Consider the following 24,259-nt stretch of genomic DNA (forward strand, 5'->3'; position numbering starts at 1 on the left):
AAAGCCGGGCGCAAGGCCCGGCTTTCTCTCGACGCGCTGCAGGGCTCAGGCCAGCAGATGCGCCACGCCGCTGCGCTCTTCTTCGAGCTCGGCCAGCGTCTTGTCGATGGCCTTCTGACTGAAGTCGTCGACTTCGATGTCCTTGACCAGCGTGTACTCGCCGTTCTCGGTGGTCACCGCGAAGCCGAAGATCACGCCCTCGGGAATGCCGTAGCTGCCGTCGGACGGCACGCCCATCGTCACCCACTTGCCGTTGCTGCCCAGCACCCAGTCGTGGATGTGGTCGATCGCGGCATTGGCAGCCGATGCGGCCGAGGACAGCCCACGCGCTTCGATGATCGCCGCGCCGCGCTTGCCGACCTGCGGGATGAAGGTGTTGGCGTTCCAGTCGGCATCACCGACCTTGTCCTTCAGGTTCTGGCCGTTCGCGGTCGCGAAGCGGTAGTCCGGGTACATGGTCGGGCTGTGGTTGCCCCACACGATCAGACCTTCGATGTCGCCCACGGCCACGTCGGCCTTGGTTGCCAGCTGGCTCAGCGCGCGGTTGTGGTCGAGGCGCAGCATCGCGGTGAAGTTGCGCGGGTTGAGATCCGGCGCCGACTTCATGGCGATGTAGGCATTGGTGTTGGCCGGGTTGCCGACCACCAGCACCTTGACGTCACGCGAGGCCACCTTGTTCAACGCCGCGCCCTGCGCGGTGAAGATCTTGGCGTTCTCGAGCAGCAGATCCTTGCGCTCCATGCCCGGGCCGCGCGGACGCGCGCCGACCAGCAGGGCGATGTCGGCGTCCTTGAACGCGACTTCCGGATCGTCGGTGCCGACGACATCGGCCAGCAGCGGGAACGCGCAATCCTCGAGCTCCATGATCACGCCCTTCAGCGCGGCCTGTGCCTTGTCGATCGGCAGTTCGAGCAGCTGCAGGATCACCGGCTGGTCCTTGCCCAGCATTTCGCCGGAGGCGATCCGGAACAGCAGCGCATAGCCGATCTGGCCGGCAGCGCCGGTCACGGCAACACGGACGGGCTTCTTCATCGTCATTCCTCTCGTTCGTTCAAACGGTCACGTGGGTGGGAAGCATCCGGTCGGCGGGGGCCGGCCGGTCAGGTCAGCTCCGCGAAGAATTCGCGGATGCGGGCCAGCCCGGGCGCGAGCTGCGCTTCGGGACAGGTATAGCTGATGCGCAAGGCGCGCGGCTCGCCGAACGCCGAGCCCGGCACACAGGCCACGCCCTTGGTTTCGAGCAGCACATTGCACAGGTCGACGTCGTTTTCGATGCGCAGGTCGCCGTGCGACTTGCCGAACGCGACGCTGATGTCGGGAAACACGTAGAACGCGCCGGCGGGCTTGGGGCAGACCAAGCCGGGAATCTCCGCCAGCGCCGCCATCACCACGTCGCGTCGCGCCTGGAATTCGGCGCACTTCGCCGTCGGCACGTCCTGCGGGCCGGACAGCGCGGCGACCGCGGCCGCGGTCACGACTTCCGGCACGTTGGTGATGTGGTTAGAGTTCATCGTCGCGAAGGCTTTCGCGACATTCTCCGGCCCGGCCAGCAGGCCGACGCGCCAGCCCGGCATGCCGTAGGTCTTGGACAGCGAGTCGACGAAGATCGTGCGCTCGCGCAGTTCAGGCCGCGCCTGCACGACGTTGTGGTAGCCGATGCCGTCGAAGACCATCCGGTTGTAGATGTCGTCGGTGACGATCCACGTATCCGGATGGCGCACCAGCACGTCGGCCAGCGCGGCGATTTCGTCGCGCGTGTAGACCATGCCGGTCGGGTTCGACGGATTGTTGAACAGGAAGACCTTGGGCTTGCGCGCCAGCGCGGCATCGAGCTGCGCCGGGGTCAGCTTGTAATCCTGTTCGGGCGGGCACGGCAGCAGCTGGATGTCGGCGCCGACGATCTCGGCGATGTCCAGATACGTCGTCCAGTACGGCGTGGCGAACGCGAAGCCGTCGCCTTCGTCGAGCAGCACTTCGGCCAGCGTGTAGAGGATGTGCTTGGCGCCGATGCCGCTGGCGCAGTGCGCGCGGGTGTAGCCCGGCAGGCCGATGCGATCGAGATGGCCGATGAACGCATCGAGCAGCGCGTCACTGCCGCGGTTACTGCCGTACTGGCCGCTGTCGTGATCGAGCGCCTCGCGCGCGGCCGCATACACATGCGGACCGGGCAGGAAATTCGGCACGCCGATCGAGAAGCTGATGATGTCCCGGCCTTCGGCCTTCAGGCGCTTCGCCTTTTCGGCGACCTGCATGATGGCGCTGGGCTTGGCGCGAGCGGTCCGCGCGGCGAGCTGGGGCATCGGAGGAATCTCTTCTTGAAGCGTCGGGAATGCGGCGGAAGCGCTGATTTTCGGCGGCAGATGGTACCACGCAGCCCTGTGGCGACCGCCGGCGCGACGCGCGGCGAGGCGCGGATTCAGAGGTAATCGAGCACGTCGCCGAGGTCGTAGTTCTCGTCGAAATAGGTTTGCCATTGCGCATAGGCGTCGCGCAGGCACTCGGGCGTTTTGCAGGCATCGAGCTGCTGGACGACTGCGGCCGCCGTGCGGTCGCCATCGGGATACCGCGCCGACAGTTCGACCAGTTGCGTGCGCAGGCCGCGATCGAGTTCGGCGAATTCGCTCTCGCTGCAGGCCAGCGTCGCGCGCAGGCTGCCGGCCGGTGCATCGCCGCCACACGCGACCGCCTCGGGCAGCACGGCGCTCTGGCGGACTTCCAGCACGATCTCCTGCCGGTCGCGATCGGTCAGCCGGCGCACGAAGCCCAGCGTTTCGGTCTGGCCCTGCGCCCAGGTGACGCGCAGGTGGAAGCCCTCGCCGGATGCCGCGTCCTGCACCTTGCGCAGGGTCACGGTCTCGTCGGGGCCATTCTCGCGCGTGATGTGGAAGGCCAGCGTCTGGTTGTCGACATCGACATCCTCGACCGTGCCGGCGAGCCAGCTGCCGTCGCGCAGGATGCGCAGGTCCCCGGCGCTCAGCCATTCGATGGCGTAGATCGTTTCGGCATCGTCGCCGCTGGAAACGCCGGTGCTCCAGATGCCTTCGAGGCTGCGCTCGAGATCCTGCGCCTGCGGCGTGGCCGCAGCCTCCGGGCCGACGCCGTCGATGTCGGGATCGGGCGCGGACGGCCCGCACCCTGACAGCGCGCCGACGCCCAGCGCCAGCACCAGACCACACCACCACCTGCTGCTCGAGGTCATTCCATTCCCCCAAAAGAAAACAGGCCGGCGAATGGCCGGCCTGTCAGTGTCGCTTACGCAGCGAGCGTCTTGTTCCACTCGGCGACGCGGTCGGCCTTGGCCGCCAGCACCGCTTCGGTGTCGCCGACGATCTTGATCGACTTGATCGCATCGCCCTGCTTCACCGCGTCGACCACGTCCAGACCTTCGGTGACCTTGCCGAACACGGTGTGCTTGCCGTCCAGCCAGTCGGTCTTGATGTGGGTGATGAAGAACTGGCTGCCGTTGGTGTTCGGGCCCGCGTTCGCCATCGACAGCACACCACGGTCGTGCTTGACGCCGTTGTTGGTCTCGTCTTCGAACTTGTAGCCGGGGCCGCCACGGCCGGAACCTTCGGGGCAGCCGCCCTGGACCATGAAGTCGGCGATGACGCGGTGGAAGCTCAGGCCGTCGTAGAAGCCGCGCTGGGCCAGGTTGACGAAGTTGGCAACGGTCAGCGGCGCCTTGTCGGCGAAAAGCTCGACGTTGATCTGGCCACGGTCGGTGTCGAATACGGCGTTCAGGGACATGAGGAATCCTGTTGGAGGGGAAAAGTCATCGGCAGGCCGACGAACCCGCGACATGTGGCTTCCGGCACGCGGTTTCAATACCCGGTTTCAAGCGGTCCGCCATGCGGCAGCGCAACACCGTATAATGCTGGGCTCTTTCACTGACTCTTGTGCGCCCCGGTCTTCGACTCTGGCGCAGCCTTGCCCATGTCCATCGAACGCCTGCGCAATATCGCCATCGTCGCCCACGTCGACCACGGCAAGACCACCCTCGTCGACTGTCTGCTGAAGCAGTCGGGCACCCTCTCCGAGCGCACCGTGCTCGCCGAGCGCGTGATGGACAGCAACGACCAGGAAAAGGAACGTGGCATCACGATCCTCGCCAAGAACACGGCGATCACCTGGAACGGCAACCGCATCAACATCGTCGACACCCCGGGCCATGCCGACTTCGGCGGCGAGGTCGAGCGCGTGCTGTCGATGGTGGACACTGTGCTGATCCTGGTCGACGCGATGGACGGCCCGATGCCGCAGACGCGCTTCGTGACCCAGAAGGCGTTCGCGATGGGCTTCAAGCCGATCGTCGTCGTCAACAAGATCGACCGTCCGGGCGCGCGTCCGGACTGGGTGATCGACCAGGTGTTCGACCTGTTCGACAAGCTCGGCGCGACCAACGAGCAGCTCGACTTCCCGATCGTCTACGCCTCGGCGCTGCACGGTTACGCGAGCCTCGACGACGCCGCGCGCTCGGGCGACATGACCCCGCTGTACGAAGCGATCATGCAGCATGCACCGATGCCGGAAGTCGACCCGGACGGCGCCTTCCAGATGCGCATCAGCCAGCTGGACTACAACAACTTCGTGGGCGTGATCGGCATCGGCCGCATCCAGCGCGGCACGCTGAAGAAGAACATGCCGGTCTCGGTGATCAGCCGTGAAGGCAAGAAGCGCCAGGGCAAGGTGATGCAGGTGCTCGGCTTCCTGGGCCTGGAGCGCATCGAGCAGGACACCGCCGAGGCCGGTGACATCGTCGCCATCTCCGGTATCCAGGACCTGACCATTTCCGACACCGTCTGCGCGCTGGATACCCCGGAAGCGCTGCCGGCCCTGACCGTCGACGAGCCCACGATCTCGATGACCTTCCAGGTCAACAACTCGCCGTTCGCAGGCAACAAGGATCTGTCCGGCGGCAAGTTCCTGACCAGCCGCCAGCTGAAGGATCGCCTCGAGCGCGAGACCGTGCACAACGTGGCGCTGAAGGTCGAGCAGCTGGAAGACGCGGACAAGTTCCTGGTCTCCGGCCGCGGCGAACTGCACCTCTCGGTGCTGATCGAGAACATGCGCCGCGAAGGCTTCGAGCTGGCCGTGTCGCGCCCGGAAGTCATCATCAAGGAGATCGACGGCCAGCAGATGGAGCCGATCGAGCAGCTGGTGGTCGACGTCGAAGAGCAGCACCAGGGCGGCGTGATGGAGAAGCTCGGCATCCGCAAGGGCCAGCTGAAGAACATGGAGTCGGACGGCAAGGGACGCGTGCGTCTGGACTACGAGATCCCGGCCCGTGGCCTGATCGGCTTCCAGAACGAGTTCAAGACCCTGACCCAGGGCGGCGGTCTGCTGTTCCACGTGTTCGACCGTTACGGCCCGAAGGAAACCGGCGCGATCGCCAAGCGCCTCAACGGCGTGATGATCGCCAATGCGCCGGGCGCCACGCCGGCCTACTCGCTCGGCCCGTTGCAGGAACGCGGCAAGCTGTTCGCCGCCGAAGGCGACAACGTGTACGAGGGTCAGCTGGTCGGTATCCACTCCAAGGACAACGATCTGACCGTCAACGCGATCAAGACCAAGCCGCTGACCAACATGCGCGCTTCGGGCAAGGACGATGCCATCGCGCTGACCCCGGCGATCAAGTTCTCGCTGGAACAGGCGCTGGACTTCATCGATGACGACGAGCTGGTCGAAGTCACGCCGAAGGAAATCCGCCTGCGCAAGAAGTTCCTGACCGAGAGCGATCGCAAGCGCGCGTCCCGCGCAGCGTGAGCCAGGCGCTGTTCCCGGCGTGGCGGCCCAGTGCCGACGGCCGGGCAGTGCTCGCGACGGTGTCGCAACGATTGCAGACGGCGCGTCCTTTGGACGCGCCGTCTTTGCAGGTGCGGCGCAGCGACCAGTGGCACGTCACGCTGTGTTTCGTGGGCCGTGACGGCACGCACCTCACCACTCCGGCTTTGCACGCTGCATTCGCCGCTGCCGCCGCTCGTATACCCGCGCACGCCTTTACGATCGAGCGTCTCGCCTACTGGCCGCAGTCGGGCGCCGTGGTCGCACTGCCGCACAGCTGCCCCGAATTGCAGGCGCTCTGCGATGCGACGCGCGACGCGATCCGCCGCTGCGGCACCGCACCGGAACAGGTCACGAATCAGCCGCATGTCACGCTGGCCTATCTCGACAAACACCAGCCGCAGCAGCCCTGGCTCGATTCCGTGGACTGCAGCGGCGATGCACTGGTCGTCGATACTTTCGAGCTGCTCTTCAATCCCGGTGGCCGCTACGACGCACTCGGCGCGTGGCCATTGACCGGCGCGGCATTGCCCGAGCCACCCCGACAGGACGCCCTGTTCTGATGACCGACGATCGCACCGACACCCACAAAGGCCTGCGCGCGATCGCGCTGTTCGAGGCCGCGAAGGGCGTCTTCGCCCTGCTCGTCGCCGGCGCCCTCGCGGCGATCGGCCCGGACGCGCTGCAGCACGAGCTCGAACGCGTACTCGCACGCTTCGGTGTCGACGCCGAACGCAGCGGCACCGCCATGCTCGATGCGATCACCCCGGAACGGCTGCACATCGCCATCGGCGTCGCGGTGATCTACGCGGTCATGCGCTTGTTCGAAGGCTGGGGTCTGTGGGGTCATCGCGCGTGGGCCTCGTGGCTGGGCGTGATCGGCGCGGCCGCGTATCTGCCGTTCGAGATCTATGCGCTGTGGCAGCACCCGGACTGGATGACCTGGGGTGTTTTCCTGCTCAACCTGATGATCGTGCTGGTGCTCGCGCGCGACTTGCGCCGACGCCGCAGCGCGGGCTGATCCCATCGTCTCCGGCAACGGCGTCGCCAGACTGGTGTGACGGCACTCCGCCGCACGCCAGGACGCGACGATGACGACCGCACCTCCCGTTTCCCGCAGTGCGCGAGGCGCACTTGCGTTGCTGCTGGCCGCCGTCGGCGGCGCAGTGCAGGCCACCGACACGATCGAGGCACGCAACGCCGCGGCCGGTCTTTTGATGACGCACGGCATGTTCGTCGACGTCACGCTGGGGCACTGGTGCGGCGCATTGCCTGCGCCGGACGGCCCGAGCGCGCGGGCGGCGCAGGCCGGCTGGGAACGCCGCAACGCCGAGCCCTTCCTCGTCGGCAGCCTGTGGATCCACGCACTGGGCAATGCCGTCACCACGCGTATGGGCCACGCCGCGGGCGTGCAGTTCCACGATCAGCGCAAAGCCGAATTCGGCGATACCGTCGCGCGCATGCAGCAGGCACTGTTCGCGGACGGCGAGGTGACGCAGAGCGACTGCGCGCGCATCATCGAGGCAGTGGACGCGGGCACGTTCGATGTCGCCCACAATCCCCGCGTCGCCGAGACCTTCCGCCAGATGGGCGCCGAACTTGTATAGCGCCGCGCGGATTGATCAGGACGTCACGCCCGAGGCGCGACCCACCTGCACCTGCTTGCGCACGATCAGCATCGCCGTCTCCAGCGCCTGCTCGTAGTTCAGACGCGGGTCGACCTGGCTCTTGTAGGCGCGCTCGAGATCGGTTTCGGTCAAGGCGCGCGCGCCGCCCATGCATTCGGTGACATCTTCGCCGGTCAGTTCCAGATGCACACCGCCCAGGCGCGTGCCCGCCGCGGCGTGCAGGTCGAACGCCTGCTCGATCTCGCTGCGGATGTTGTCGAAACGGCGCGTCTTGTAGCCGTTGCTGGTCGACTCGGTATTGCCGTGCATCGGATCGCAGATCCACAGCACGCGACGGCCAGAGCGACGCACCGCCTCGAGCAGGGCCGGCAGGCGTTCGGCGATCTGGGTCGCACCCATGCGGTGGATCAGGCTCAGGCGGCCCGGCTCGTCGTCGGGATTGAGCACGTCGATCAGGCGCAGCAGTTCGTCAGCCGTCGAGGTCGGGCCGACCTTGACGCCGATCGGATTGCGCAGCCCGCGGAAGTACTCCACGTGCGCGCCGTCGAGCGCCGCCGTGCGCACACCGATCCACGGGAAGTGCGTGCTGAGGTTGAACCAGCCCCACTGGCGCGGCACCTGACGCGTGTTCGCTTCTTCGTAAGGCAGCAGCAGTGCTTCGTGCGAGGTGTAGAAATCGACGCGGTTGAGGTTGTGCACCTGCGTGCCGGCCAGCGTCTCCATGAAGCGCACGGCGTCGCCGAGACCCGAGACCATGCGCTGGTACTCCTCGGCCAGCGGCGACTCACCCACCCACTCCAGACCCCAGTACTCGGGGTGGTGCAGATCGGCAAAACCACCGTCGATCAGCGAACGCACGAAATTCATCGTCATCGCCGATCGCGCATGCGCGCGCACCATCCGACGCGGATCGGGAATGCGTGCCTCGGGCGTGAACGCCGGCGCGTTGACCACGTCGCCGCGGTAGCACGGCAGGGTCACGCCATCGCGCGTCTCGGTGTCGGCCGAACGCGGCTTCGCGTACTGGCCGGCGAAGCGGCCGACGCGCACCACCGGCAGGCGCATCCCGTGCACGAGCACCAGGCTCATCTGCAGCAACACCTTGAGCCGGTTGGAGATGACGTCGGACGTACAGTCGCCGAAATTCTCGGCGCAGTCGCCGCCCTGCAGCAGGAAACGGCGGCCTTCCTGGGCCTCGGCCAGCTGCTGCTTGAGGCTGAGGATCTCCCACGACGTCACCAGCGGCGGCAGCGCACGCAACTCGTCCTGCACGGCGGCCAGCGCGGCCTGGTCGGGATAGGTGGGCAGCTGCTTGGCCGGGCGCGCGCGCCAGCTCTCCGGCTGCCAGTTTTCGGGCAGGTTCACGGGATGCAGGCTGCGCTCGTTGGACGACGACATGGGGTGTTCCTCTCGCGGGCGGCCATCATCGCAGTTTGCTGCCCTGCGTCACAACGCAGGCAACGCTCAGCGGCGTGTGCGCAGCCCGGCGAACAATGCGACCGCGGCCAGCAGCAGAAACCACACCAGACTCCAGGCCGGCATCGACAGGCCGAGGAAGGTCCAGTCGACGGTGCCGCAGTCGCCGGAGCCGGTCAGCACCTTCTGGATCAGCGTGGGCGTGTCCATGGTTTCGCGCATGAAGGCGAACGGTGCGCCGCAGGTCGCGAAGCCCGGCGGATGCATCTGCAGCCACACATGACGTCCGGCGATGCCGATGCCGACCGCGGCCGCTGCGAAGCCCAGCAGACCGTAGGCCGTGCGGCCACCGCGTCCGCGTGGCGCATGGAGGCCCGCGACCAGCAGCACCACACCGAGCGCCGCGAAGGCCAGTCGCTGGAAAATGCACAGCGGACATGGCTCCAGACCCCACTGCAGCTGCGAATAGATCGCGAAGCCGATCAGTGCGAAACAGGCGACGGCGCCGACGAGCATCAGCGTGCGAAACGACCAGCGGACAGGATTCATGGGCAGACCGTCGATAGGGTTTCGCGATTATCGTCCCGCGCCGCGCAAACAAAAACCCCGGCGGATGCCGGGGCTTTGTTCCATCGACGACGGGAACCTGCGCGCGTGGCGCAGGTCGTCACGATCGGGATTACTCGGCTTCGACCGACGCCTGCGGGCGATCGACCAGCTCGACGTACGCCATCGGCGCGTTGTCGCCGGCGCGGAAGCCGCACTTGAGGATGCGCAGGTAGCCGCCCGGACGCGCGCTGTAGCGCGGGCCGACGGTGGTGAACAGCGTGCCGACGGCTTCCTTGTCGCGCAGACGCGCGAAGGCGAGACGACGGTTGGCGACGCTGTCGACCTTGCCGAGGGTGATCAGCGGCTCTGCGACGCGACGCAGTTCCTTGGCCTTCGGCAGGGTGGTCTTGATGAGTTCGCTCTTGATCAGCGAAGCGGCCATGTTGCGGAACATCGCTTCACGATGGGCGCTGGTGCGGTTGAACTTGCGACCGGCTTTCTGGTGGCGCATGGGATGGATCCTTCAGATGGGAATGGTGGGTCTGTGTGATGCGTTGGCGCCGTCCTGGCGTTGGTACTTGGACTGCGGATGGTCCGGAACCGGTCGTCCTTCACCGGCAATCGTGGCAGGCCTCGAGGCCTGTCTCACGACGGTCGGAAGGCGTGCCCGTGGGCACGCCTTCCGGGTCTATCAGCCGAGCATGCCGTGAGCGGACACGCCGGTCGGCGGCCAGTTCTCGAGCTTCATGCCCAGTGCCAGGCCGCGCTGCGCCAGGACTTCCTTGATCTCGGTCAACGACTTCTTGCCGAGGTTCGGGGTCTTGAGCAGTTCGACTTCGGTCTTCTGGATCAGGTCGCCGATGTAGTAGATGCTCTCGGCCTTGAGGCAGTTGGCCGAACGCACCGTCAGCTCCAGATCGTCGATCGGACGCAGCAGGATCGGGTCGACGCCCGGTGCCTGCGGCTTCGCCGCGCCGCGATCGCGGTGCGTGAAGTCGCCGAACACCGACAGCTGGTCGGTGAGGATGTCGGCGGCGGTGCGCACGGCTTCCTCGGCATCGATCGTGCCGTTGGTTTCGATGTCCAGAACCAGCTTGTCGAGGTCGGTGCGCTGTTCGACGCGGGCCGCTTCGACTTCATAGGCCACGCGACGGACCGGCGAGAACGACGCATCCAGCATCAGGCGACCGATAGCGCGGGTCTCCTCGTCCGGACGACGACGTGCGGAGGCCGGCTGGTAGCCGAAACCGCGCTCGATCTTCAGACGCATGTTGATCGACGCATCCTTGGTCAGGTTGCAGATCACGTGCTCGCCGTTGAGGATCTCGACGTTGTGGTCGGTCTTGATGTCGGCGGCCGTCACGACGCCCGGGCCCGACTTCGACAGCGACAGCGTGGACGCTTCGCCGGTGCCCATGCGGATGGCGACATCCTTGAGGTTCAGCAGGACTTCCAGCACGTCTTCCTGCAGGCCCTCGATGGTGCTGTACTCGTGCAGCACGCCGTCGATCTCGACTTCGGTGATCGCGAAGCCCGGAATCGACGACAGCAGCACGCGACGCAGGGCGTTGCCCAGCGTGTGCCCGTACCCACGCTCCAGCGGCTCGATCACGACCTTCGCGCGGTTGCCCGCGAGACGTTCGATCTGAGGACCGCGCGGACGCAGGACCTGGTTGGCGGTTGCCGTCATGTGTGTGTGTCTCCTGAGGATCGCCGCACGTATGGGTGCGGCGACACCTGGTTGAATTACTTCGAGTACAGCTCGACGATCAGCGCTTCGTTGATATCCGCCGGCAGGTCACCACGATCGGGGACCGCCTTGAACACACCACTGAATGCCTTCGAGTCGACCTCGACCCACGACGGCGACAGGTCCATCGTCGACCACACGGTCAGCGCTTCCTGCACGCGAAGCTGCTTCTGTGCCTTCTCCGACAGCGCGATCGCGTCGCCCGCCTTGACCTGGTAGGACGGCAGGTTGACCGACTGGCCGTTCACCGTGACACCACGGTGCGAGACCAGCTGGCGCGCGGCCGGACGGGTCACCGCGAAGCCCATGCGGTAGATGACATTGTCGAGACGCGTCTCGAGGAGCTGCAGCAGGTTTTCACCCGTGTTGCCCTTCTTGTTCGACGCCTTCTTGTAGTAGTTGCGGAACTGACGCTCCAGCAGACCGTAGGTACGCTTGACCTTCTGCTTCTCGCGAAGCTGGGTGGCGTAGTCCGACAGCTTGCTGCGACGCGCGCCGGTACCGGCGCCGTGCTGGCCGGGCTTCTGCTCCAGCTTGCACTTCGAGTCGAGCGCACGGGTCGGGCTCTTGAGGGACAGGTCGGCGCCTTCGCGGCGCGCGAGCTTACAGGTAGGACCGATGTAACGAGCCATTTCTTATCGCTCCTTTAGACGCGACGCTTCTTCGGCGGGCGGCATCCGTTGTGCGGGATGGGCGTCACGTCGATGATGTTGATGATCTTGTAGCCCACGTTGTTCAGCGAGCGCACGGCCGACTCACGACCCGGACCCGGGCCCTTGATGCGGACTTCAAGCGACTTGACGCCGTAATCGAGAGCGACCTTGCCGGCCTTCTCTGCGGCGACCTGGGCTGCGAACGGGGTCGACTTGCGCGAGCCGCGGAAACCCGCGCCTCCCGAGGTCGCCCACGAGAGCGCGTTGCCCTGGCGGTCGGTGATCGTGATGATCGTGTTGTTGAACGAAGCGTGGACATGCGCGATGCCGTCGGTGACGACGCGCTTGATCTTCTTCTTGGTCTTGGTTGCTGCGGGCTTGGCCATGGCTGTGCTCCTTACTTCCTGATGGCCTTGCGCGGACCCTTACGGGTACGTGCATTGGTCCGGGTGCGCTGACCACGCAGCGGGAGACCACGACGGTGACGCAGGCCGCGATAGCACGACAGGTCCATCAGACGCTTGATGGCCATGCCGATCTCGCGGCGCAGATCGCCCTCGACCACGTACTTGCCGACTTCCGAGCGCAGACGCTCGACTTCGGGCTCGGACAGATCGCGGATCTTCGTGGTCGAAGCGACGCCTGCGGCTTCGCAGACCTTCTTCGAACGGGTACGGCCAATGCCGTAGATGCTCTGAAGCCCAACCCAGACATGCTTCTGGGCAGGCAGGTTCACACCTGCAATACGCGCCATGCGCGGATCTCCAACTGGTTTGCTGCCAGGGGTTCAATCCCGGCAAAAGGGAACAAGAAATAATAGCAGGGCCTCGTGGTTTCAGGAAGCCCACGGCGCCAAGGCGCCAGTGAACCCGGCATGGGGAGCGTGCCCATGCTCCGGCGACAGTCCAGGACCGGCAGCTTCCGGGGAAATCCCCTCGCCTGCCCCGCGCGCTACTCTGGCGTGCGGATCTTCCTGGACCACCCGCGCACGAGACCGCCGCGCGAGTCGCCCATCTGAAGTCCGGCGCGTAGGTCCGGACTTCGTGCACCGCCCCATGGGGCGGTGCGATGCGACATGGGGAGTACCCATGCCGCGGGAACCGTGCCGGACGACCGTCAAGGCCGTCCGGCGGGAGAACATCAACGGCCTGCGAGGCCGCCGCCGCTGCGCGAACCCTTGAGGTTCGCCTTCTTCAGCAGGCTTTCGTACTGGTGCGACATCAGGTGCGACTGGACCTGCGCGATGAAGTCCATGATCACCACCACCACGATCAGCAGCGAGGTGCCGCCGAAGTGGAAGGAGCTGCCGAACTCGGCACGCATGAACTCCGGCATCAGGCAGACCAGCACCAGATAGGCCGCGCCGACTGCCGTGAGGCGGGTCAGCACACCGTCGATGTAGTCGGCGGTCGCCTTGCCCGGACGGATGCCCGGGATCAGCGCGCCCGACTTCTTCAGGTTGTCGGCCGTTTCCTGGCTGTTGAAGACCAGCGCGGTGTAGAAGAACGCGAAACCCGCGATCAGGCCACCGAACAGCAGCACATAGAGCGGCTCGCCCGGCGAGATCGCCTGCGCGATGCGCTGCAGCGTCTGCTGCCAGCCACCCGACGCCGCCGCCTCGCCGAACCACGTCGTCACCGTTGCCGGGAACATGATGATCGACGACGCGAAGATCGCCGGAATCACGCCTGCCATGTTGATCTTGAGCGGCAGGAACGAGCTCTGGTTCATGTACGCGTTGCGGCCACCCTGGCGACGTGCGTAGTTGACCGTGATGCGACGCTGGCCACGTTCCACGAACACCACGAAAAACACCGCTGCCAGCACCACGATCACCAGCAGGATCGCTGCGATCGGGCTCATGTCGCCACTGCGGAGCGAATCGAACGTGCCCAGCACGGCGCCCGGAAGACCCGCCACGATACCGGCGAAGATGATCAGCGAGATGCCGTTGCCGATACCGCGCTCCGTCACCTGCTCGCCGAGCCACACCAGGAACATCGTGCCTGCGGTCAACGCGATGATCGCGGTGAGCACGAAGCCCATGCCCGGCGCGTAGACCACCGGAATGCCGTTGTTGGCACCCGAGCTCTGCAACGCGACCGCGATACCTGCCGACTGGAACACGGCCAGCGGAATCGCACCGATGCGCGACCACTGGGTGATCCTGCGCCGGCCCGACTCGCCTTCCTTCTGGATGGCCTTCAGGCTGGGCACGACCTGCACCAGCAGCTGCATCACGATCGACGCCGAGATGTACGGAATCACGTTCAGCGCGAACAGGCTGAAGCGCGACAGTGCACCGCCGGAGAACATGTTGAACATGTCCACGATGGTGCCCTGCTGCTGCTCCATCAACTGCAGCATGGCCTCGGGATTGACGCCCGGCACCGGAATGAAGCACCCGATGCGATAGACGAGCAATGCGCCGAGCACGAACAGCAGGCGCTGGCGGAGCTCGGTAAACTTACCGAGCCCTGCACCAACCCCACCCATTGCGCTGCCGCTTCGCGACATCCGGCTTACTCCTCGACCTTGCCGCCAGCGGCTTCGATCGCCGCGCGGGCACCGGCCGTGGCCAGCACGCCCTTGAGCACGAGCTTCTTGCTGATCTCGCCCTTGAGGACGATCTTCGCGCGCTTGGCGGTGCTCGGCACCAGCTTGGCGGCACGCAGCGCGGCGAAGTCGACGTCACCGTCGAGCTTGTCGAGCTGGTAGAGCATCACTTCAGCGGTATCGAGCTTCAGCTTGGAGCGGAAACCGACCTTCGGCAGACGCTTGCGCAGCGGCATCTGGCCGCCTTCGAAGCCGGCCTTGATCTTGCCCTTGCCCGAGCGCGCGAACGAACCCTTGTGGCCGCGGCCGGCGGTCTTGCCCAGGCCCGAACCGATACCGCGACCGACGCGCGTACGCTCGGTGCGGGCGCCCTGTGCGGGCTTGAGAGTGTTGAGCTTCATTTCGATTATTCCTCGACCTGGACCAGGTAGTGGACCTTGTTGATCAGGCCACGGACCTGCGGGCTGTCCTTCAGTTCACGCACGTCGTTGAGCTTGCCCAGACCGAGTGCTTTCACCGAAAGGCGGTGCTTGGCCTGCGAACCGCGCAGACCCTTGACCAGACGCACCTTGACGGTGCCGCCGGTGGCTTCTTTCTTAGCCATTGATCAGATCCTCCAGCTTCTTGCCGCGCTTGGCAGCAATCTGCGCAGGCGAGTGCATTTCGTTGAGGCCGCGGATCGTGGCGCGCACGAGGTTGATCGGATTACGCGAACCCACGGCCTTGGCCAGCACGTCCTTGACGCCGACGGCTTCCAGCACGGCGCGCATCGCGCCACCGGCGATCACGCCGGTACCTTCCGACGCGGGCTGCATGAACACGTTCGCAGCGCCGTGGCGCGACTTGACCGTGTGCCAAAGGGTGCTGCCGTTGAGGTCGACAGTCTTCTGGTTCTTGCGGGCCTGCTCCATCGACTTCTGGATCGCGACCGGCACTTCGCGCGCCTTGCCGTAACCGAAACCGACCTTGCCGTTGCCGTCGCCGACCACCGTCAGCGCGGTGAACGTGAACTGGCGACCGCCCTTGACGGTCTTGCTGACCCGGTTGACCGTGATCAGCTTCTCGATCATGCCGTCGTCGAGTTCCTCACGGTCGCGACCGCGGCCGCGGTTATCCCTTTCGTTTGCCATCTGGATTGCCTGTATTGATAGAAGGATGTACGGCTTGTGCCGCTTGGAGTTGGGAAGTGGATCGGTGAAACGCGGACGCGGCACATAAGGCCGCGGGCGTCCGGCACATCCCGTGCCGGCAGGTCAGGCGGCGCCGGACACGAGGCCCGGCGCCGACAGCGTTTGAATCAGAACTGCAGACCACCCTCGCGGGCAGCGTCGGCGAGTGCCTTGATGCGACCGTGGTAGCGGTAGCCCGAGCGGTCGAATGCGACCTTCTCGATACCCGCGGCCTTGGCCTTCTCTGCAATCGCGCGACCCACCGCGGTGGCGGCGTCGGCGTTCTTGCCGTTCTTCAGGCCGTCCTTGACGTCGGCCTGCGTGGTGTTGGCCGCAGCCAGCACCTTGGAACCATCCGAATTGAACAGCTGGGCGTAGATGTGCTGGCCGGTGCGCAGCACCGACAGGCGCGGCACGCCGAGGACACGGATGTGCGAACGCGTGCTCTTGGCGCGGCGCAGGCGGGCGGTGTTCTTGATGCTCATGATCTTGATCCCCGGAAAGCGGATAGGCCTTAGGCCTTCTTGGCTTCCTTGCGAATGATGGTTTCGTCGGAGTACTTCACGCCCTTGCCCTTGTACGGCTCCGGCGGACGGAATCCGCGGATCTTGGCAGCGACCTGACCGACGAGCTGCTTGTCCGCGCCCTGGACCAGGATCTCGGTCTGGGTCGGCGTGCTCAGGGTGATGCCTTCCGGCGCCTGGAACACGACCGGATGCGAAAAGCCCAGCGACAGGTTCAGGTCCTTGCCCTGCAGCGCAGCACGGTAACCGACGCCGACGAGTTCGAGCTTGCGCTCGAAGCCGGTCGACACGCCGTGCACCATGTTGGCGACGATGGCGCGGAGGGTACCGGTCAGCGGGATGCGCGACGCGTCCTCGGACGAGAGCAGCGCATTGCCGTCCTCGATCTTGACGTCGATGTCGGCCGGCTTGACCACGCTCAGGGTGCCCTTCGGGCCCTTGACGCTGACAAGTTCGGACTGGATGTTGAGCTCAACGCCCTTCGGGAGGGCGATCGGCTTCTTGGCGACTCGGGACATTGTGCGCTACTCCCTTAAGCCACGAAGCACAGGACTTCACCGCCGACGCCGTGCTGGCGTGCCTGCGCGTCGGTCATGATGCCCTTCGAGGTGGAGATGATGGAGACGCCCAGGCCGTTGAGGACCTTCGGGAGCGCATCCTTGCCGCGGTACTGGCGCAGACCCGAACGCGAGAAGCGCTTGAGGGTCTCGATCACCGGACGGCCTTCGTAATACTTGAGAACGATCTCGAGTTCGGCCTTGGCGCCGTTCTCGGTCACGCGGAAGTCGCTGATGTAGCCTTCGTCCTTGAGGACGGTGGCGATCGCAACCTTGATCTTGGACGACGGCATCGACGCCGTCTGCTTGCCAACAGCGGCCGCATTGCGAATGCGGACCAGCATGTCGGCGATTGGATCAGTCATGCTCATGATGAGTACCTTATGAGTGCACCGATATCCGCTTTCGCGAACACAAGTTTTTGACCCGCCCACAAGCGGACGGGGTACAGCGTGAGGGGCGGTATTCTACAGGTCCGGCGCGCGAACGCCAGACCTGTAGACGACTCGCTTACCAGCTGGCCTTGCGCAGGCCCGGCACGTCACCACGCATGGTGGCTTCGCGCAGCTTGTTGCGGCCCAGGCCGAACTTGCTGTAGACGGCACGCGGGCGGCCGGAAAGCGCGCATCGCGTGGTCTGGCGCGCCGGCGACGAATCGCGCGGCAGCTTCTGCAGCTTGGTCACTGCGTCGGCCTTCTCTTCGTAGCCGGCGGTCGGGCTGCTGATGATCTTCTTCAGCGCCTCACGCTTTTCGGCATGCTGCTTGGCCAGCTTCGCACGCTTGGCCTCGCGGTTGATCATGGACGTCTTTGCCATAAATGCTCTGCCTTCGGATCAGTTGCGGAACGGGAAGCGGAAGGCTTCCAGCAGGGCCTTGGCTTCTTCGTTGGTACGGGCGGTCGTGGTGATGGCGATGTCCATACCGCGGATCGCGTCGACGGCGTCGAAGTCGATTTCCGGGAAGATGATCTGTTCCTTCACGCCCATGTTGTAGTTGCCGCGACCGTCGAACGAGCGGGCAGACACACCACGGAAGTCGCGGACGCGCGGCAGCGCGACGTTGACCAGGCGGTCGAAGAACTCGTACATGCCATTGCGACGCAGCGTGACCTTGCAGCCGATCGGCCAGCCATCGCGGATCTTGAACGAGGCAACCGACACGCGCGACTTGGTCACCAGCGGCTTCTGGCCGCTGATCTTGGCCAGGTCGGCGGTTGCGTTCTCGAGCACCTTCTTGTTCGCGGCAGCTTCGCCCACGCCCATGTTGATGGTGATCTTGCTCAGGCGCGGGACCTGCATGATGTTGGCGTAACCGAACTGCTCCATGAGCTTCGGTACCACCTCATCCTTGTAGAACTTTTCGAGACGGGTCGTCATTTTGAGCATCCTCAGGCGTCGAGCGCCTCACCGCTCGAGCGGAACACGCGCAGCGTGCGTCCATCCTCGAGTGTCTTGGTTCCAATGCGCTCGCCCTTGCCGGTGGCAGGGTTGAACGGCATCACGTTCGAAGCATGGATCGGCGCTTCGCGCTCGACCACGCCACCGGCCTGACCCGCCTGCGGGTTCGGCTTGGTGTGGCGCTTGACGATGTTGATGTTCGAGACGACGACCTTCTCGCCGACCACGCGCACCACGTCACCACGCTTGCCCTTGTCCTTGCCGGCGATCACGATCACGTGGTCGCCCTTCTTGATTCGATTAGCCATTTTCGTTTCTCCGCTCAGAGCACTTCAGGCGCGAGCGAGACGATCTTCATGAACTTCTCGGAACGCAGTTCACGGGTCACGGGCCCGAAGATGCGGGTGCCGATCGGCTCCTGCTTGTTGTTGAGCAACACCGCGGCATTGCCGTCGAAGCGGATCAACGAACCGTCGGGACGGCGCACACCCTTGCGGGTACGCACCACGACGGCGTCATAGACCTCGCCCTTCTTGACCTTGCCACGCGGAATCGCTTCCTTGATGGACACCTTGATGATGTCGCCGATGCCGGCGTAACGGCGCTTCGAGCCGCCCAGCACCTTGATGCACATCACTTCCTTGGCACCGCTGTTGTCCGCCACATCGAGGTGGCTCTGCATCTGGATCATGGTATGCCCTCCTCGTTATTCGGCGGCGCGCGTGACGATTTCCGCCACCCGCCAGTTCTTGGTCTTGGACATCGGTGCAATCTCGACGACCTTCACGAGGTCGCCTTCCTGGCACGCGTTGTCGGCATCGTGGGCATGGAGCTTGGTCGAACGCTTGATGTACTTGCCGTACAGGGCGTGCTTGACCTGACGCTCCACCAGCACGGTGACGGTCTTGTCCATCTTGTTGCTGACCACGCGGCCCTGGACCGTACGCTGCTTCTTTTCGGTATTCATGGTCGGGTCCTTACTTCTTCTGACCGATCAGGGTGTTCACGCGCGCAATCTCGCGGCGCACCCGACGGGTGTCATGCGTCTTGGTCAGCTGGCCAGTGGCCTTCTGCATGCGGAGCGAGAAACGCTCCTTGTGCAGCTCGAGGAGATGCGACTGCAAATCCTCGACCGACTTCTCGCGGAGTTCCTTCGTCGTAGCCATCAGCGCACCGTCCGGGTCACGAATTGGGTGGTGACCGACAGCTTCGCGGCGGCCAGGCGGAACGCTTCACGCGCCACCTCCTCCTCGACACCCTCGATCTCGAAGATCATGCGGCCGGGCTGGATCTGCGCGACCCAGTACTCGACGCTGCCCTTGCCGGAGCCCATTCGGACTTCGATCGGCTTCTTGGTGATCGGCTTGTCCGGGAACACGCGGATCCACATCTTGCCGCCGCGCTTGACGTGACGGCTGATGGAACGACGACCGGCTTCGATCTGACGTGCGGTCAGCTGGCCGGTTGCGGTGGACCGCAGACCGAATTCGCCGAAGCTGACTGCGTTGCCGCTCCATGCCAGGCCGTCGTTACGGCCCTTGTGCATCTTGCGGTATTTGGTTCGCTTGGGTTGCAACATGATTAGTCCCTCGCCTCGCGCTCGCGACGCGGACCCCGACGATCGCGGTCATTGCGATCACCACGGTCTCCGCCACGCGGCGTGTCGTCCTGCTTCTCCTGGCCCACCTGGCTGAAATCGAAGATTTCGCCCTTGTAGATCCAGGTCTTGATGCCGATGATCCCGTAGGTCGTCTTGGCTTCGGCGAAGCCGTAGTCGACGTCGGCGCGGAGGGTGTGCAACGGCACGCGACCTTCGCGGTACCACTCCGAACGTGCGATCTCGGCGCCGTTGAGGCGGCCGGCGACGTTGACCTTGATGCCCAGGGCGCCGAGGCGCATCGCGTTACCGACAGCGCGCTTCATCGCGCGGCGGAACATGATGCGACGCTCGAGCTGCTGCGCGATCGACTCGGCCACCAGCTGCGCGTCGAGTTCCGGCTTGCGGACCTCGGTCACGTTGATGTGCGCGGGAACGCCCATCATGTCGCTGACGTCCTTGCGCAGCTTCTCGATGTCCTCGCCGCGCTTGCCGATCACCACGCCCGGACGGGCGGTGTGGATCGTCACGCGCGCCGTCTTTGCCGGACGCTCGATCAGGATCTTGCTGATGCCGGCCGAAGCGAGACGCTTGCGCAGCATCTCGCGGACCTTCAGGTCGGCGACGAGGTAGTCGGCATATTCCTTCTTGCCGGCATACCACTTGGAGTTCCAGTCCTTGGCGATGCCGAGGCGGATGCCGATGGGATGAACTTTGTGACCCATATTACTTGCCCTCTCCCACGACGACGGTGATGTGGCTGGTGCGCTTGAGGATGCGGGTACCGCGTCCCTTTGCGCGCGCCATGAAGCGCTTCAGCGTCGGACCTTCGTCGACCGTGATGGTGGCGATCGTGAGTTCGTCGACGTCCGCGCCAGCGTTGTTCTCGGCGTTGGCGATGGCCGACTCGACGACCTTCTTGATCATGTGAGCGGCTTTCTTGTCCGAGAACTTCAGCAGGCCGACGGCGCGTTCGACCGGCAGGCCACGGACCTGGTCAGCGACCAGACGTGCCTTCTGCGGCGAGATGCGCGCGGTGCGAAGGATCGCGGTGCGCTTGTTGACCTCGGTGCGAGCGCGCTTCTGCTCTTCGAGGCGGGCTTTCGTTGCCTTGTCCATTGTGCGCTCCTTACCTGCCCGACTTCTTGTCGCCGCCGTGACCCTTGAAGGTCCGCGTCAACGCGAATTCGCCGAGCTTGTGGCCAACCATGTTCTCGTTGACCAGCACCGGGACGTGGTTCTTGCCGTTATGGATAGCGATGGTGAAACCGATCATGTCCGGCAGAACCATCGAGCGACGCGACCAGGTCTTGATCGGCTTCTTGGTGTTGGCGCCCGCGGCTTCCACCTTCTTGACGAGGTGGTGGTCGACGAACGGACCCTTCTTGAGTGAACGTGCCATGGTCTATCAGCTCCTGCGATCGCGCACGATGAACTGCTGCGTCCGCTTGTTATGGCGGGTCTTGTAGCCCTTGGTCGGGACACCCCAGGGCGTAACCGGGTGCGGGTTGCCCTGACCGGCCTTGGCCTCACCACCGCCGTGCGGATGGTCGACCGGGTTCATGGCCGCACCGCGGACGGTCGGCTTGACGCCGCGCCAGCGCTTCGCACCGGCCTTGCCCAGCTTCTCGAGGCTGTGCTCGTCGTTGCTGACCTCGCCGATCGTGGCGCGGCACTCGGACGGCACGCGACGCACTTCGCCCGAACGCAGACGCACGGTGGCGTAGACGCCTTCGCGCGACACCAGCTGCACGCCGGCACCGGCGGCGCGCGCGATCTGCGCACCCTTGCCCGGCTTCATCTCGATGCAGTGGATCGTCGAACCGACCGGGATGTTGCGCAGCGGCAGCGTGTTGCCCGTCTTGATCGGGGCATCCGAACCGGAGATCACCTGGTCGCCGGCCTTCAGGCCCTTCGGCGCGATGATGTAACGGCGCTCGCCGTCGACATAGCACAGCAGCGCGATGTGGGCGGTACGGTTCGGGTCATATTCGATGCGCTCGACGCGCGCCGGAATGCCTTCCTTGTCCCGCTTGAAATCGACGATGCGGTAGTGCTGCTTGTGGCCACCACCGATGTGACGGGTGGTAATGCGGCCGTGGTGGTTGCGACCACCGGTGTTGGTCTTCTTCTCGACCAGCGCAGCGTGCGGAGCACCCTTGTGCAGATCGGGGTGCACGACGCGGACCGCGGAACGGCGGCCGGGCGAAGTGGGCTTGAACTTCATCAATGGCATCGGGGCTTCCTCAGACCTTCGCGTTCATGACGTCGATCGACTGGCCGTCGGCCAGCTTCACGTAGGCCTTGCGCCAGTCACCGCGGCTGCCCTGGCGCTGACGGAAGGACTTGTTCTTGCCCTTCACGTTCAACACATTGACGGCCTCGACCTTGACGTCGAACAGCTTCTCGATCGCAGCCTTGATGTCGGCCTTGGTGGCGACCGTCGAGACTTCGAACGCGTACTGGTTGGACACTTCCTGCAGGCGCGCGGTCTTTTCGGACACACGCGGCGCACGGATCACTTCATAGAGCTTGGCGTCGTTCATGCCAGCCACTCCTCGATCTTCTTCACCGCATCGGTGGTGATCAGCACGGTATCGGCGCCGACCAGCGCGACCGGATCCAGACCCTGCACGTCGCGGATCTCGACGTACGGCAGGTTGCGTGCCGACAGGTACAGGTGCTCCGAAGCGTCTTCGGTCACGATCAGCGGGCGCTTGCCCAGATCGAATTCCTTGAGCTTGGCGACCATGCCGCTGGTCTTGGTCTCGGAGAGGTCGAACGTCTCGACGACGGTCAGACGGCCCTGGCGGTTGAGTTCGGACAGGATCGCCGACATCGCCGCGCGGTACATCTTGCGATTGACCTTCTGCTCGAAGCTGCGCGGCTTGGCCGCGAAGGTCACGCCACCGCCAACGAAGATCGGAGCCGTCAGCGCGCCGTGACGCGCACCGCCGCCCTTCTGCTTCTTCGACTTCTTGGTCGTGCCGTTGACTTCAGAGCGCGTCTTCTGCGCCTTGGTGCCAGCGCGACCGGCGTTGCGATAGGCAACGACGACCTGGTGGACCAGGTTTTCGCTGAATTCGCGGCCGAAGACTTCGTCGGAGACCGACAGCTTCGTGCTGCTGTTGTTGATTGCGAGTTCCATCGTGCTACTCCTTATGCCTTGCTCGACGGACGCACGATCACGTCACCGCCCGGCGCGCCAGGTACGGCGCCCTTGACGGCGATCAGGCCGCGCTCGGCGTCGACCTGCACGATCTGCAGGCGCTGCGTGGTCTGGACGTCGGCACCCATGTGGCCGGACATCTTCTTGCCCGGAAACACGCGGCCCGGCGTCTGGCGCTGACCGAGCGAACCCGGCTGGCGGTGCGACAGCGAGTTACCGTGCGTCGCGTCGCCCATCTTGAAGTTCCAGCGCTTGATCGTGCCCTGGAAGCCCTTGCCCTTCGTGACGCCCTGGACGTCGACGATCTGGCCCACTTCGAAGATGTCGGCCTTGATCTCGCCACCGACGCTGAAGTCGGCGATCTTGTCGTCGGCCACGCGGAGCTCCCACAGGCCGCGACCGGCTTCGACCTTCGCCTTGGCGAGGTGACCGGTTTCCGGCTTGTTGAGCAGCGATGCGCGCTTGACGCCTGCGGTGATCTGCACGGCGCTGTAACCGTCGGTCTCGACGGTCTTGATCTGGGTGATGCGGTTCGGGGTTGCCTCGATCAGCGTCACCGGCACGGACTTGCCGTCTTCGGTGAACACTCGGCTCATGCCGGCCTTACGGCCGACGATGCCCAACGAATGAATCTTCGCGGTCATGGTGCGGTCCTCAGGTCAGCTTGATCTGGACGTCGACGCCGGCTGCGAGCTCAAGCTTCATCAGCGCATCAACGGTCTTGTCGTTCGGGTCGACGATGTCCAGCACGCGCTTGTGCGTGCGGGTCTCGTACTGGTCACGCGCATCCTTGTCGACGTGCGGCGACGTCAGGATGGTGTAACGCTCGATCTTGGTCGGCAGCGGGATCGGGCCGCGCACCTGTGCACCGGTACGCTTCGCGGTCTCGACGATCTCGCTTGCCGAGCGATCGATCAGGCGGTGATCGAATGCCTTGAGGCGGATCCGGATTTTTTGGTCCGTCATGACGGAAATATCCTTGGTTGAAAGAGCGACGGGCCTGCGGCTGGGTGCGCAGAACCCCATTGATTCGTGGCTGTCCGAGGCATTCACCCGCGCCCCGGGGCCGTTCCCTGTAAAACAAAAGGCAGACCGGTTTCCCGATCCGCCCAGACATCAGAAATTCAGACGCGGTGATCCGCTCCATCCCTTCGTGCTCCGGACATTTCCGGAACGGGTGGAGCACAGCCTCGCGACATTTCCGTGTCTGGCGAAGACGAGGGCATCCTGCACCTCATTTCGCGATTTCGCGGACATCCGATGAAGGCCTGCCCGCGAGGGTCTTGCATCATAGCGGGTATACCGGGGTGGGCGCAAGCCCCGCCCCCCGCGCACCGGAAGAGCCACTAGGGCGACCCTCCCTTCCGCTTCAGCGTCGCAGAAGCGGACGCGGTGTCGACACCCGGGCACGCGAGGCGCGCCCGGATGCCGATGCATCACTTGAGGATCTTGGCCACCACGCCGGCGCCGACGGTACGGCCGCCTTCGCGAATCGCGAAGCGCAGACCTTCG

38 protein-coding genes are annotated in these 24,259 nt (G+C 65.1%); 4 read left to right on the top strand and 34 right to left on the bottom strand.

Going from position 1 to position 24,259, the window contains the following annotated elements; all coding sequences use genetic code 11:
- Nucleotides 1-45: 45 nt before the first annotated feature.
- From AC3A4E_RS13670 to AC3A4E_RS13685, 4 genes are all read right to left on the bottom strand, one after another.
- On the bottom strand, nucleotides 46-1,032 hold the full coding sequence (locus AC3A4E_RS13670; protein ID WP_487631958.1) for a malate dehydrogenase: 987 nt from the start codon (nucleotides 1,030-1,032) through the stop codon (nucleotides 46-48).
- A gap of 68 nt (nucleotides 1,033-1,100) precedes the next feature.
- Nucleotides 1,101-2,300 (bottom strand): aminotransferase class I/II-fold pyridoxal phosphate-dependent enzyme, encoded by a 1,200-nt coding sequence (locus AC3A4E_RS13675; protein WP_487631959.1) that lies wholly within the window; start codon nucleotides 2,298-2,300, stop codon nucleotides 1,101-1,103.
- A 116-nt stretch (nucleotides 2,301-2,416) separates the two neighbouring features.
- Entirely contained in the window at nucleotides 2,417-3,199 is a 783-nt protein-coding gene (locus tag AC3A4E_RS13680) for a hypothetical protein (RefSeq protein WP_487631960.1), read from the bottom strand.
- Nucleotides 3,200-3,252: 53 nt separating this feature from the next.
- Entirely contained in the window at nucleotides 3,253-3,747 is a 495-nt protein-coding gene (locus AC3A4E_RS13685; protein WP_232134481.1) for a peptidylprolyl isomerase, read from the bottom strand.
- A gap of 186 nt (nucleotides 3,748-3,933) precedes the next feature.
- Between AC3A4E_RS13685 and typA the strand changes: the two genes are divergently transcribed.
- From typA to AC3A4E_RS13705, 4 genes are all read left to right on the top strand, one after another.
- On the top strand, nucleotides 3,934-5,763 hold the full coding sequence (gene typA / locus AC3A4E_RS13690) for a translational GTPase TypA (RefSeq protein WP_332076397.1): 1,830 nt from the start codon (nucleotides 3,934-3,936) through the stop codon (nucleotides 5,761-5,763).
- Nucleotides 5,760-6,344 carry a 2'-5' RNA ligase family protein gene (locus AC3A4E_RS13695; protein WP_487631961.1) on the top strand — a complete coding sequence of 195 codons (585 nt, stop codon included), beginning with the start codon at nucleotides 5,760-5,762 and terminating at the stop codon, nucleotides 6,342-6,344. Before typA ends, AC3A4E_RS13695 begins: the two co-directional genes overlap by 4 nt.
- Nucleotides 6,344-6,802, top strand: coding sequence for a DUF2127 domain-containing protein (locus AC3A4E_RS13700; RefSeq protein WP_487631962.1), 459 nt, complete (start codon nucleotides 6,344-6,346; stop codon nucleotides 6,800-6,802). The genes AC3A4E_RS13695 and AC3A4E_RS13700 overlap by 1 nt, the downstream gene beginning before the upstream one ends.
- Nucleotides 6,803-6,872: 70 nt before the next feature.
- Nucleotides 6,873-7,388: a hypothetical protein gene (locus AC3A4E_RS13705; RefSeq protein ID WP_487631963.1), complete on the top strand. Its 516-nt coding sequence runs from the start codon at nucleotides 6,873-6,875 to the stop codon at nucleotides 7,386-7,388.
- Nucleotides 7,389-7,403: 15 nt separating this feature from the next.
- On the opposite strand, the gene AC3A4E_RS13710 is transcribed toward AC3A4E_RS13705, so the two are convergent.
- From AC3A4E_RS13710 to AC3A4E_RS13855, 30 genes are all read right to left on the bottom strand, one after another.
- Nucleotides 7,404-8,807, bottom strand: a complete 1,404-nt coding sequence (locus AC3A4E_RS13710) for a class II 3-deoxy-7-phosphoheptulonate synthase (RefSeq protein WP_487631964.1) — start codon at nucleotides 8,805-8,807, stop codon at nucleotides 7,404-7,406.
- Nucleotides 8,808-8,873: 66 nt separating this feature from the next.
- Nucleotides 8,874-9,374: a disulfide bond formation protein B gene (locus AC3A4E_RS13715; protein ID WP_487631965.1), complete on the bottom strand. Its 501-nt coding sequence runs from the start codon at nucleotides 9,372-9,374 to the stop codon at nucleotides 8,874-8,876.
- A gap of 130 nt (nucleotides 9,375-9,504) precedes the next feature.
- On the bottom strand, nucleotides 9,505-9,885 hold the full coding sequence (gene rplQ, locus AC3A4E_RS13720) for a 50S ribosomal protein L17 (RefSeq protein WP_159679865.1): 381 nt from the start codon (nucleotides 9,883-9,885) through the stop codon (nucleotides 9,505-9,507).
- Nucleotides 9,886-10,065: 180 nt separating this feature from the next.
- The gene (locus AC3A4E_RS13725; protein ID WP_487631966.1) at nucleotides 10,066-11,064 is read right to left on the bottom strand and encodes a DNA-directed RNA polymerase subunit alpha; all 999 of its coding nucleotides are present in this window, start codon (nucleotides 11,062-11,064) and stop codon (nucleotides 10,066-10,068) included.
- Between the two features lie 56 nt (nucleotides 11,065-11,120).
- Complete coding sequence (gene rpsD, locus AC3A4E_RS13730; protein ID WP_055246869.1) at nucleotides 11,121-11,756, bottom strand: 30S ribosomal protein S4; 636 nt, start codon at nucleotides 11,754-11,756, stop codon at nucleotides 11,121-11,123.
- Nucleotides 11,757-11,770: 14 nt separating this feature from the next.
- Entirely contained in the window at nucleotides 11,771-12,163 is a 393-nt protein-coding gene (gene rpsK, locus AC3A4E_RS13735) for a 30S ribosomal protein S11 (RefSeq protein ID WP_232134472.1), read from the bottom strand.
- An 11-nt stretch (nucleotides 12,164-12,174) separates the two neighbouring features.
- Nucleotides 12,175-12,531, bottom strand: coding sequence for a 30S ribosomal protein S13 (gene rpsM / locus AC3A4E_RS13740; protein ID WP_487631967.1), 357 nt, complete (start codon nucleotides 12,529-12,531; stop codon nucleotides 12,175-12,177).
- 386 nt (nucleotides 12,532-12,917) lie between these two features.
- Entirely contained in the window at nucleotides 12,918-14,294 is a 1,377-nt protein-coding gene (secY, locus tag AC3A4E_RS13745) for a preprotein translocase subunit SecY (RefSeq protein ID WP_487631968.1), read from the bottom strand.
- 5 nt (nucleotides 14,295-14,299) lie between these two features.
- Entirely contained in the window at nucleotides 14,300-14,734 is a 435-nt protein-coding gene (gene rplO, locus AC3A4E_RS13750; RefSeq protein WP_487631969.1) for a 50S ribosomal protein L15, read from the bottom strand.
- A 5-nt stretch (nucleotides 14,735-14,739) separates the two neighbouring features.
- Entirely contained in the window at nucleotides 14,740-14,937 is a 198-nt protein-coding gene (gene rpmD, locus AC3A4E_RS13755) for a 50S ribosomal protein L30 (protein WP_487631970.1), read from the bottom strand.
- On the bottom strand, nucleotides 14,930-15,463 hold the full coding sequence (gene rpsE / locus AC3A4E_RS13760) for a 30S ribosomal protein S5 (protein WP_310150834.1): 534 nt from the start codon (nucleotides 15,461-15,463) through the stop codon (nucleotides 14,930-14,932). The genes rpmD and rpsE overlap by 8 nt, the downstream gene beginning before the upstream one ends.
- Before the next feature lie 167 nt (nucleotides 15,464-15,630).
- The gene (rplR, locus tag AC3A4E_RS13765) at nucleotides 15,631-15,987 is read right to left on the bottom strand and encodes a 50S ribosomal protein L18 (RefSeq protein ID WP_487631971.1); all 357 of its coding nucleotides are present in this window, start codon (nucleotides 15,985-15,987) and stop codon (nucleotides 15,631-15,633) included.
- A gap of 29 nt (nucleotides 15,988-16,016) precedes the next feature.
- Nucleotides 16,017-16,544 carry a 50S ribosomal protein L6 gene (gene rplF / locus AC3A4E_RS13770; protein WP_487631972.1) on the bottom strand — a complete coding sequence of 176 codons (528 nt, stop codon included), beginning with the start codon at nucleotides 16,542-16,544 and terminating at the stop codon, nucleotides 16,017-16,019.
- A gap of 14 nt (nucleotides 16,545-16,558) precedes the next feature.
- Complete coding sequence (rpsH, locus tag AC3A4E_RS13775; RefSeq protein ID WP_487631973.1) at nucleotides 16,559-16,954, bottom strand: 30S ribosomal protein S8; 396 nt, start codon at nucleotides 16,952-16,954, stop codon at nucleotides 16,559-16,561.
- A gap of 139 nt (nucleotides 16,955-17,093) precedes the next feature.
- Nucleotides 17,094-17,399 carry a 30S ribosomal protein S14 gene (gene rpsN / locus AC3A4E_RS13780; RefSeq protein ID WP_055246856.1) on the bottom strand — a complete coding sequence of 102 codons (306 nt, stop codon included), beginning with the start codon at nucleotides 17,397-17,399 and terminating at the stop codon, nucleotides 17,094-17,096.
- A gap of 18 nt (nucleotides 17,400-17,417) precedes the next feature.
- On the bottom strand, nucleotides 17,418-17,960 hold the full coding sequence (gene rplE / locus AC3A4E_RS13785; RefSeq protein ID WP_487631974.1) for a 50S ribosomal protein L5: 543 nt from the start codon (nucleotides 17,958-17,960) through the stop codon (nucleotides 17,418-17,420).
- A gap of 11 nt (nucleotides 17,961-17,971) precedes the next feature.
- Complete coding sequence (gene rplX / locus AC3A4E_RS13790; protein ID WP_232115895.1) at nucleotides 17,972-18,289, bottom strand: 50S ribosomal protein L24; 318 nt, start codon at nucleotides 18,287-18,289, stop codon at nucleotides 17,972-17,974.
- Between the two features lie 14 nt (nucleotides 18,290-18,303).
- Nucleotides 18,304-18,672 (bottom strand): 50S ribosomal protein L14, encoded by a 369-nt coding sequence (gene rplN / locus AC3A4E_RS13795; protein ID WP_159679893.1) that lies wholly within the window; start codon nucleotides 18,670-18,672, stop codon nucleotides 18,304-18,306.
- 15 nt (nucleotides 18,673-18,687) lie between these two features.
- Nucleotides 18,688-18,948 (bottom strand): 30S ribosomal protein S17, encoded by a 261-nt coding sequence (rpsQ, locus tag AC3A4E_RS13800; RefSeq protein ID WP_055246847.1) that lies wholly within the window; start codon nucleotides 18,946-18,948, stop codon nucleotides 18,688-18,690.
- 10 nt (nucleotides 18,949-18,958) lie between these two features.
- Nucleotides 18,959-19,147, bottom strand: a complete 189-nt coding sequence (rpmC, locus tag AC3A4E_RS13805; RefSeq protein WP_159679895.1) for a 50S ribosomal protein L29 — start codon at nucleotides 19,145-19,147, stop codon at nucleotides 18,959-18,961.
- Nucleotides 19,147-19,560 carry a 50S ribosomal protein L16 gene (rplP, locus tag AC3A4E_RS13810; protein ID WP_232115896.1) on the bottom strand — a complete coding sequence of 138 codons (414 nt, stop codon included), beginning with the start codon at nucleotides 19,558-19,560 and terminating at the stop codon, nucleotides 19,147-19,149. The genes rpmC and rplP overlap by 1 nt, the downstream gene beginning before the upstream one ends.
- A gap of 2 nt (nucleotides 19,561-19,562) precedes the next feature.
- Complete coding sequence (gene rpsC / locus AC3A4E_RS13815; RefSeq protein WP_232134463.1) at nucleotides 19,563-20,303, bottom strand: 30S ribosomal protein S3; 741 nt, start codon at nucleotides 20,301-20,303, stop codon at nucleotides 19,563-19,565.
- Nucleotide 20,304: 1 nt separating this feature from the next.
- Nucleotides 20,305-20,697 carry a 50S ribosomal protein L22 gene (rplV, locus tag AC3A4E_RS13820; protein ID WP_232134462.1) on the bottom strand — a complete coding sequence of 131 codons (393 nt, stop codon included), beginning with the start codon at nucleotides 20,695-20,697 and terminating at the stop codon, nucleotides 20,305-20,307.
- Nucleotides 20,698-20,707: 10 nt separating this feature from the next.
- Nucleotides 20,708-20,980 (bottom strand): 30S ribosomal protein S19, encoded by a 273-nt coding sequence (gene rpsS, locus AC3A4E_RS13825; protein ID WP_487631975.1) that lies wholly within the window; start codon nucleotides 20,978-20,980, stop codon nucleotides 20,708-20,710.
- Nucleotides 20,981-20,986: 6 nt separating this feature from the next.
- Nucleotides 20,987-21,814, bottom strand: coding sequence for a 50S ribosomal protein L2 (rplB, locus tag AC3A4E_RS13830; protein ID WP_159679901.1), 828 nt, complete (start codon nucleotides 21,812-21,814; stop codon nucleotides 20,987-20,989).
- 10 nt (nucleotides 21,815-21,824) lie between these two features.
- The gene (gene rplW / locus AC3A4E_RS13835; RefSeq protein ID WP_096208160.1) at nucleotides 21,825-22,124 is read right to left on the bottom strand and encodes a 50S ribosomal protein L23; all 300 of its coding nucleotides are present in this window, start codon (nucleotides 22,122-22,124) and stop codon (nucleotides 21,825-21,827) included.
- Nucleotides 22,121-22,726, bottom strand: coding sequence for a 50S ribosomal protein L4 (rplD, locus tag AC3A4E_RS13840; protein ID WP_487631976.1), 606 nt, complete (start codon nucleotides 22,724-22,726; stop codon nucleotides 22,121-22,123). Before rplD ends, rplW begins: the two co-directional genes overlap by 4 nt.
- Before the next feature lie 11 nt (nucleotides 22,727-22,737).
- The gene (gene rplC / locus AC3A4E_RS13845) at nucleotides 22,738-23,391 is read right to left on the bottom strand and encodes a 50S ribosomal protein L3 (RefSeq protein ID WP_159679905.1); all 654 of its coding nucleotides are present in this window, start codon (nucleotides 23,389-23,391) and stop codon (nucleotides 22,738-22,740) included.
- A 10-nt stretch (nucleotides 23,392-23,401) separates the two neighbouring features.
- Nucleotides 23,402-23,713: a 30S ribosomal protein S10 gene (gene rpsJ, locus AC3A4E_RS13850; RefSeq protein WP_047137645.1), complete on the bottom strand. Its 312-nt coding sequence runs from the start codon at nucleotides 23,711-23,713 to the stop codon at nucleotides 23,402-23,404.
- Nucleotides 23,714-24,183: 470 nt separating this feature from the next.
- The coding region (locus AC3A4E_RS13855; protein WP_446649917.1) for an EF-Tu C-terminal domain-related protein at nucleotides 24,184-24,259 on the bottom strand (76 nt) is incomplete at its 5' end.

This window comes from Luteimonas sp. Soil_N_1, assembly GCF_057656255.1.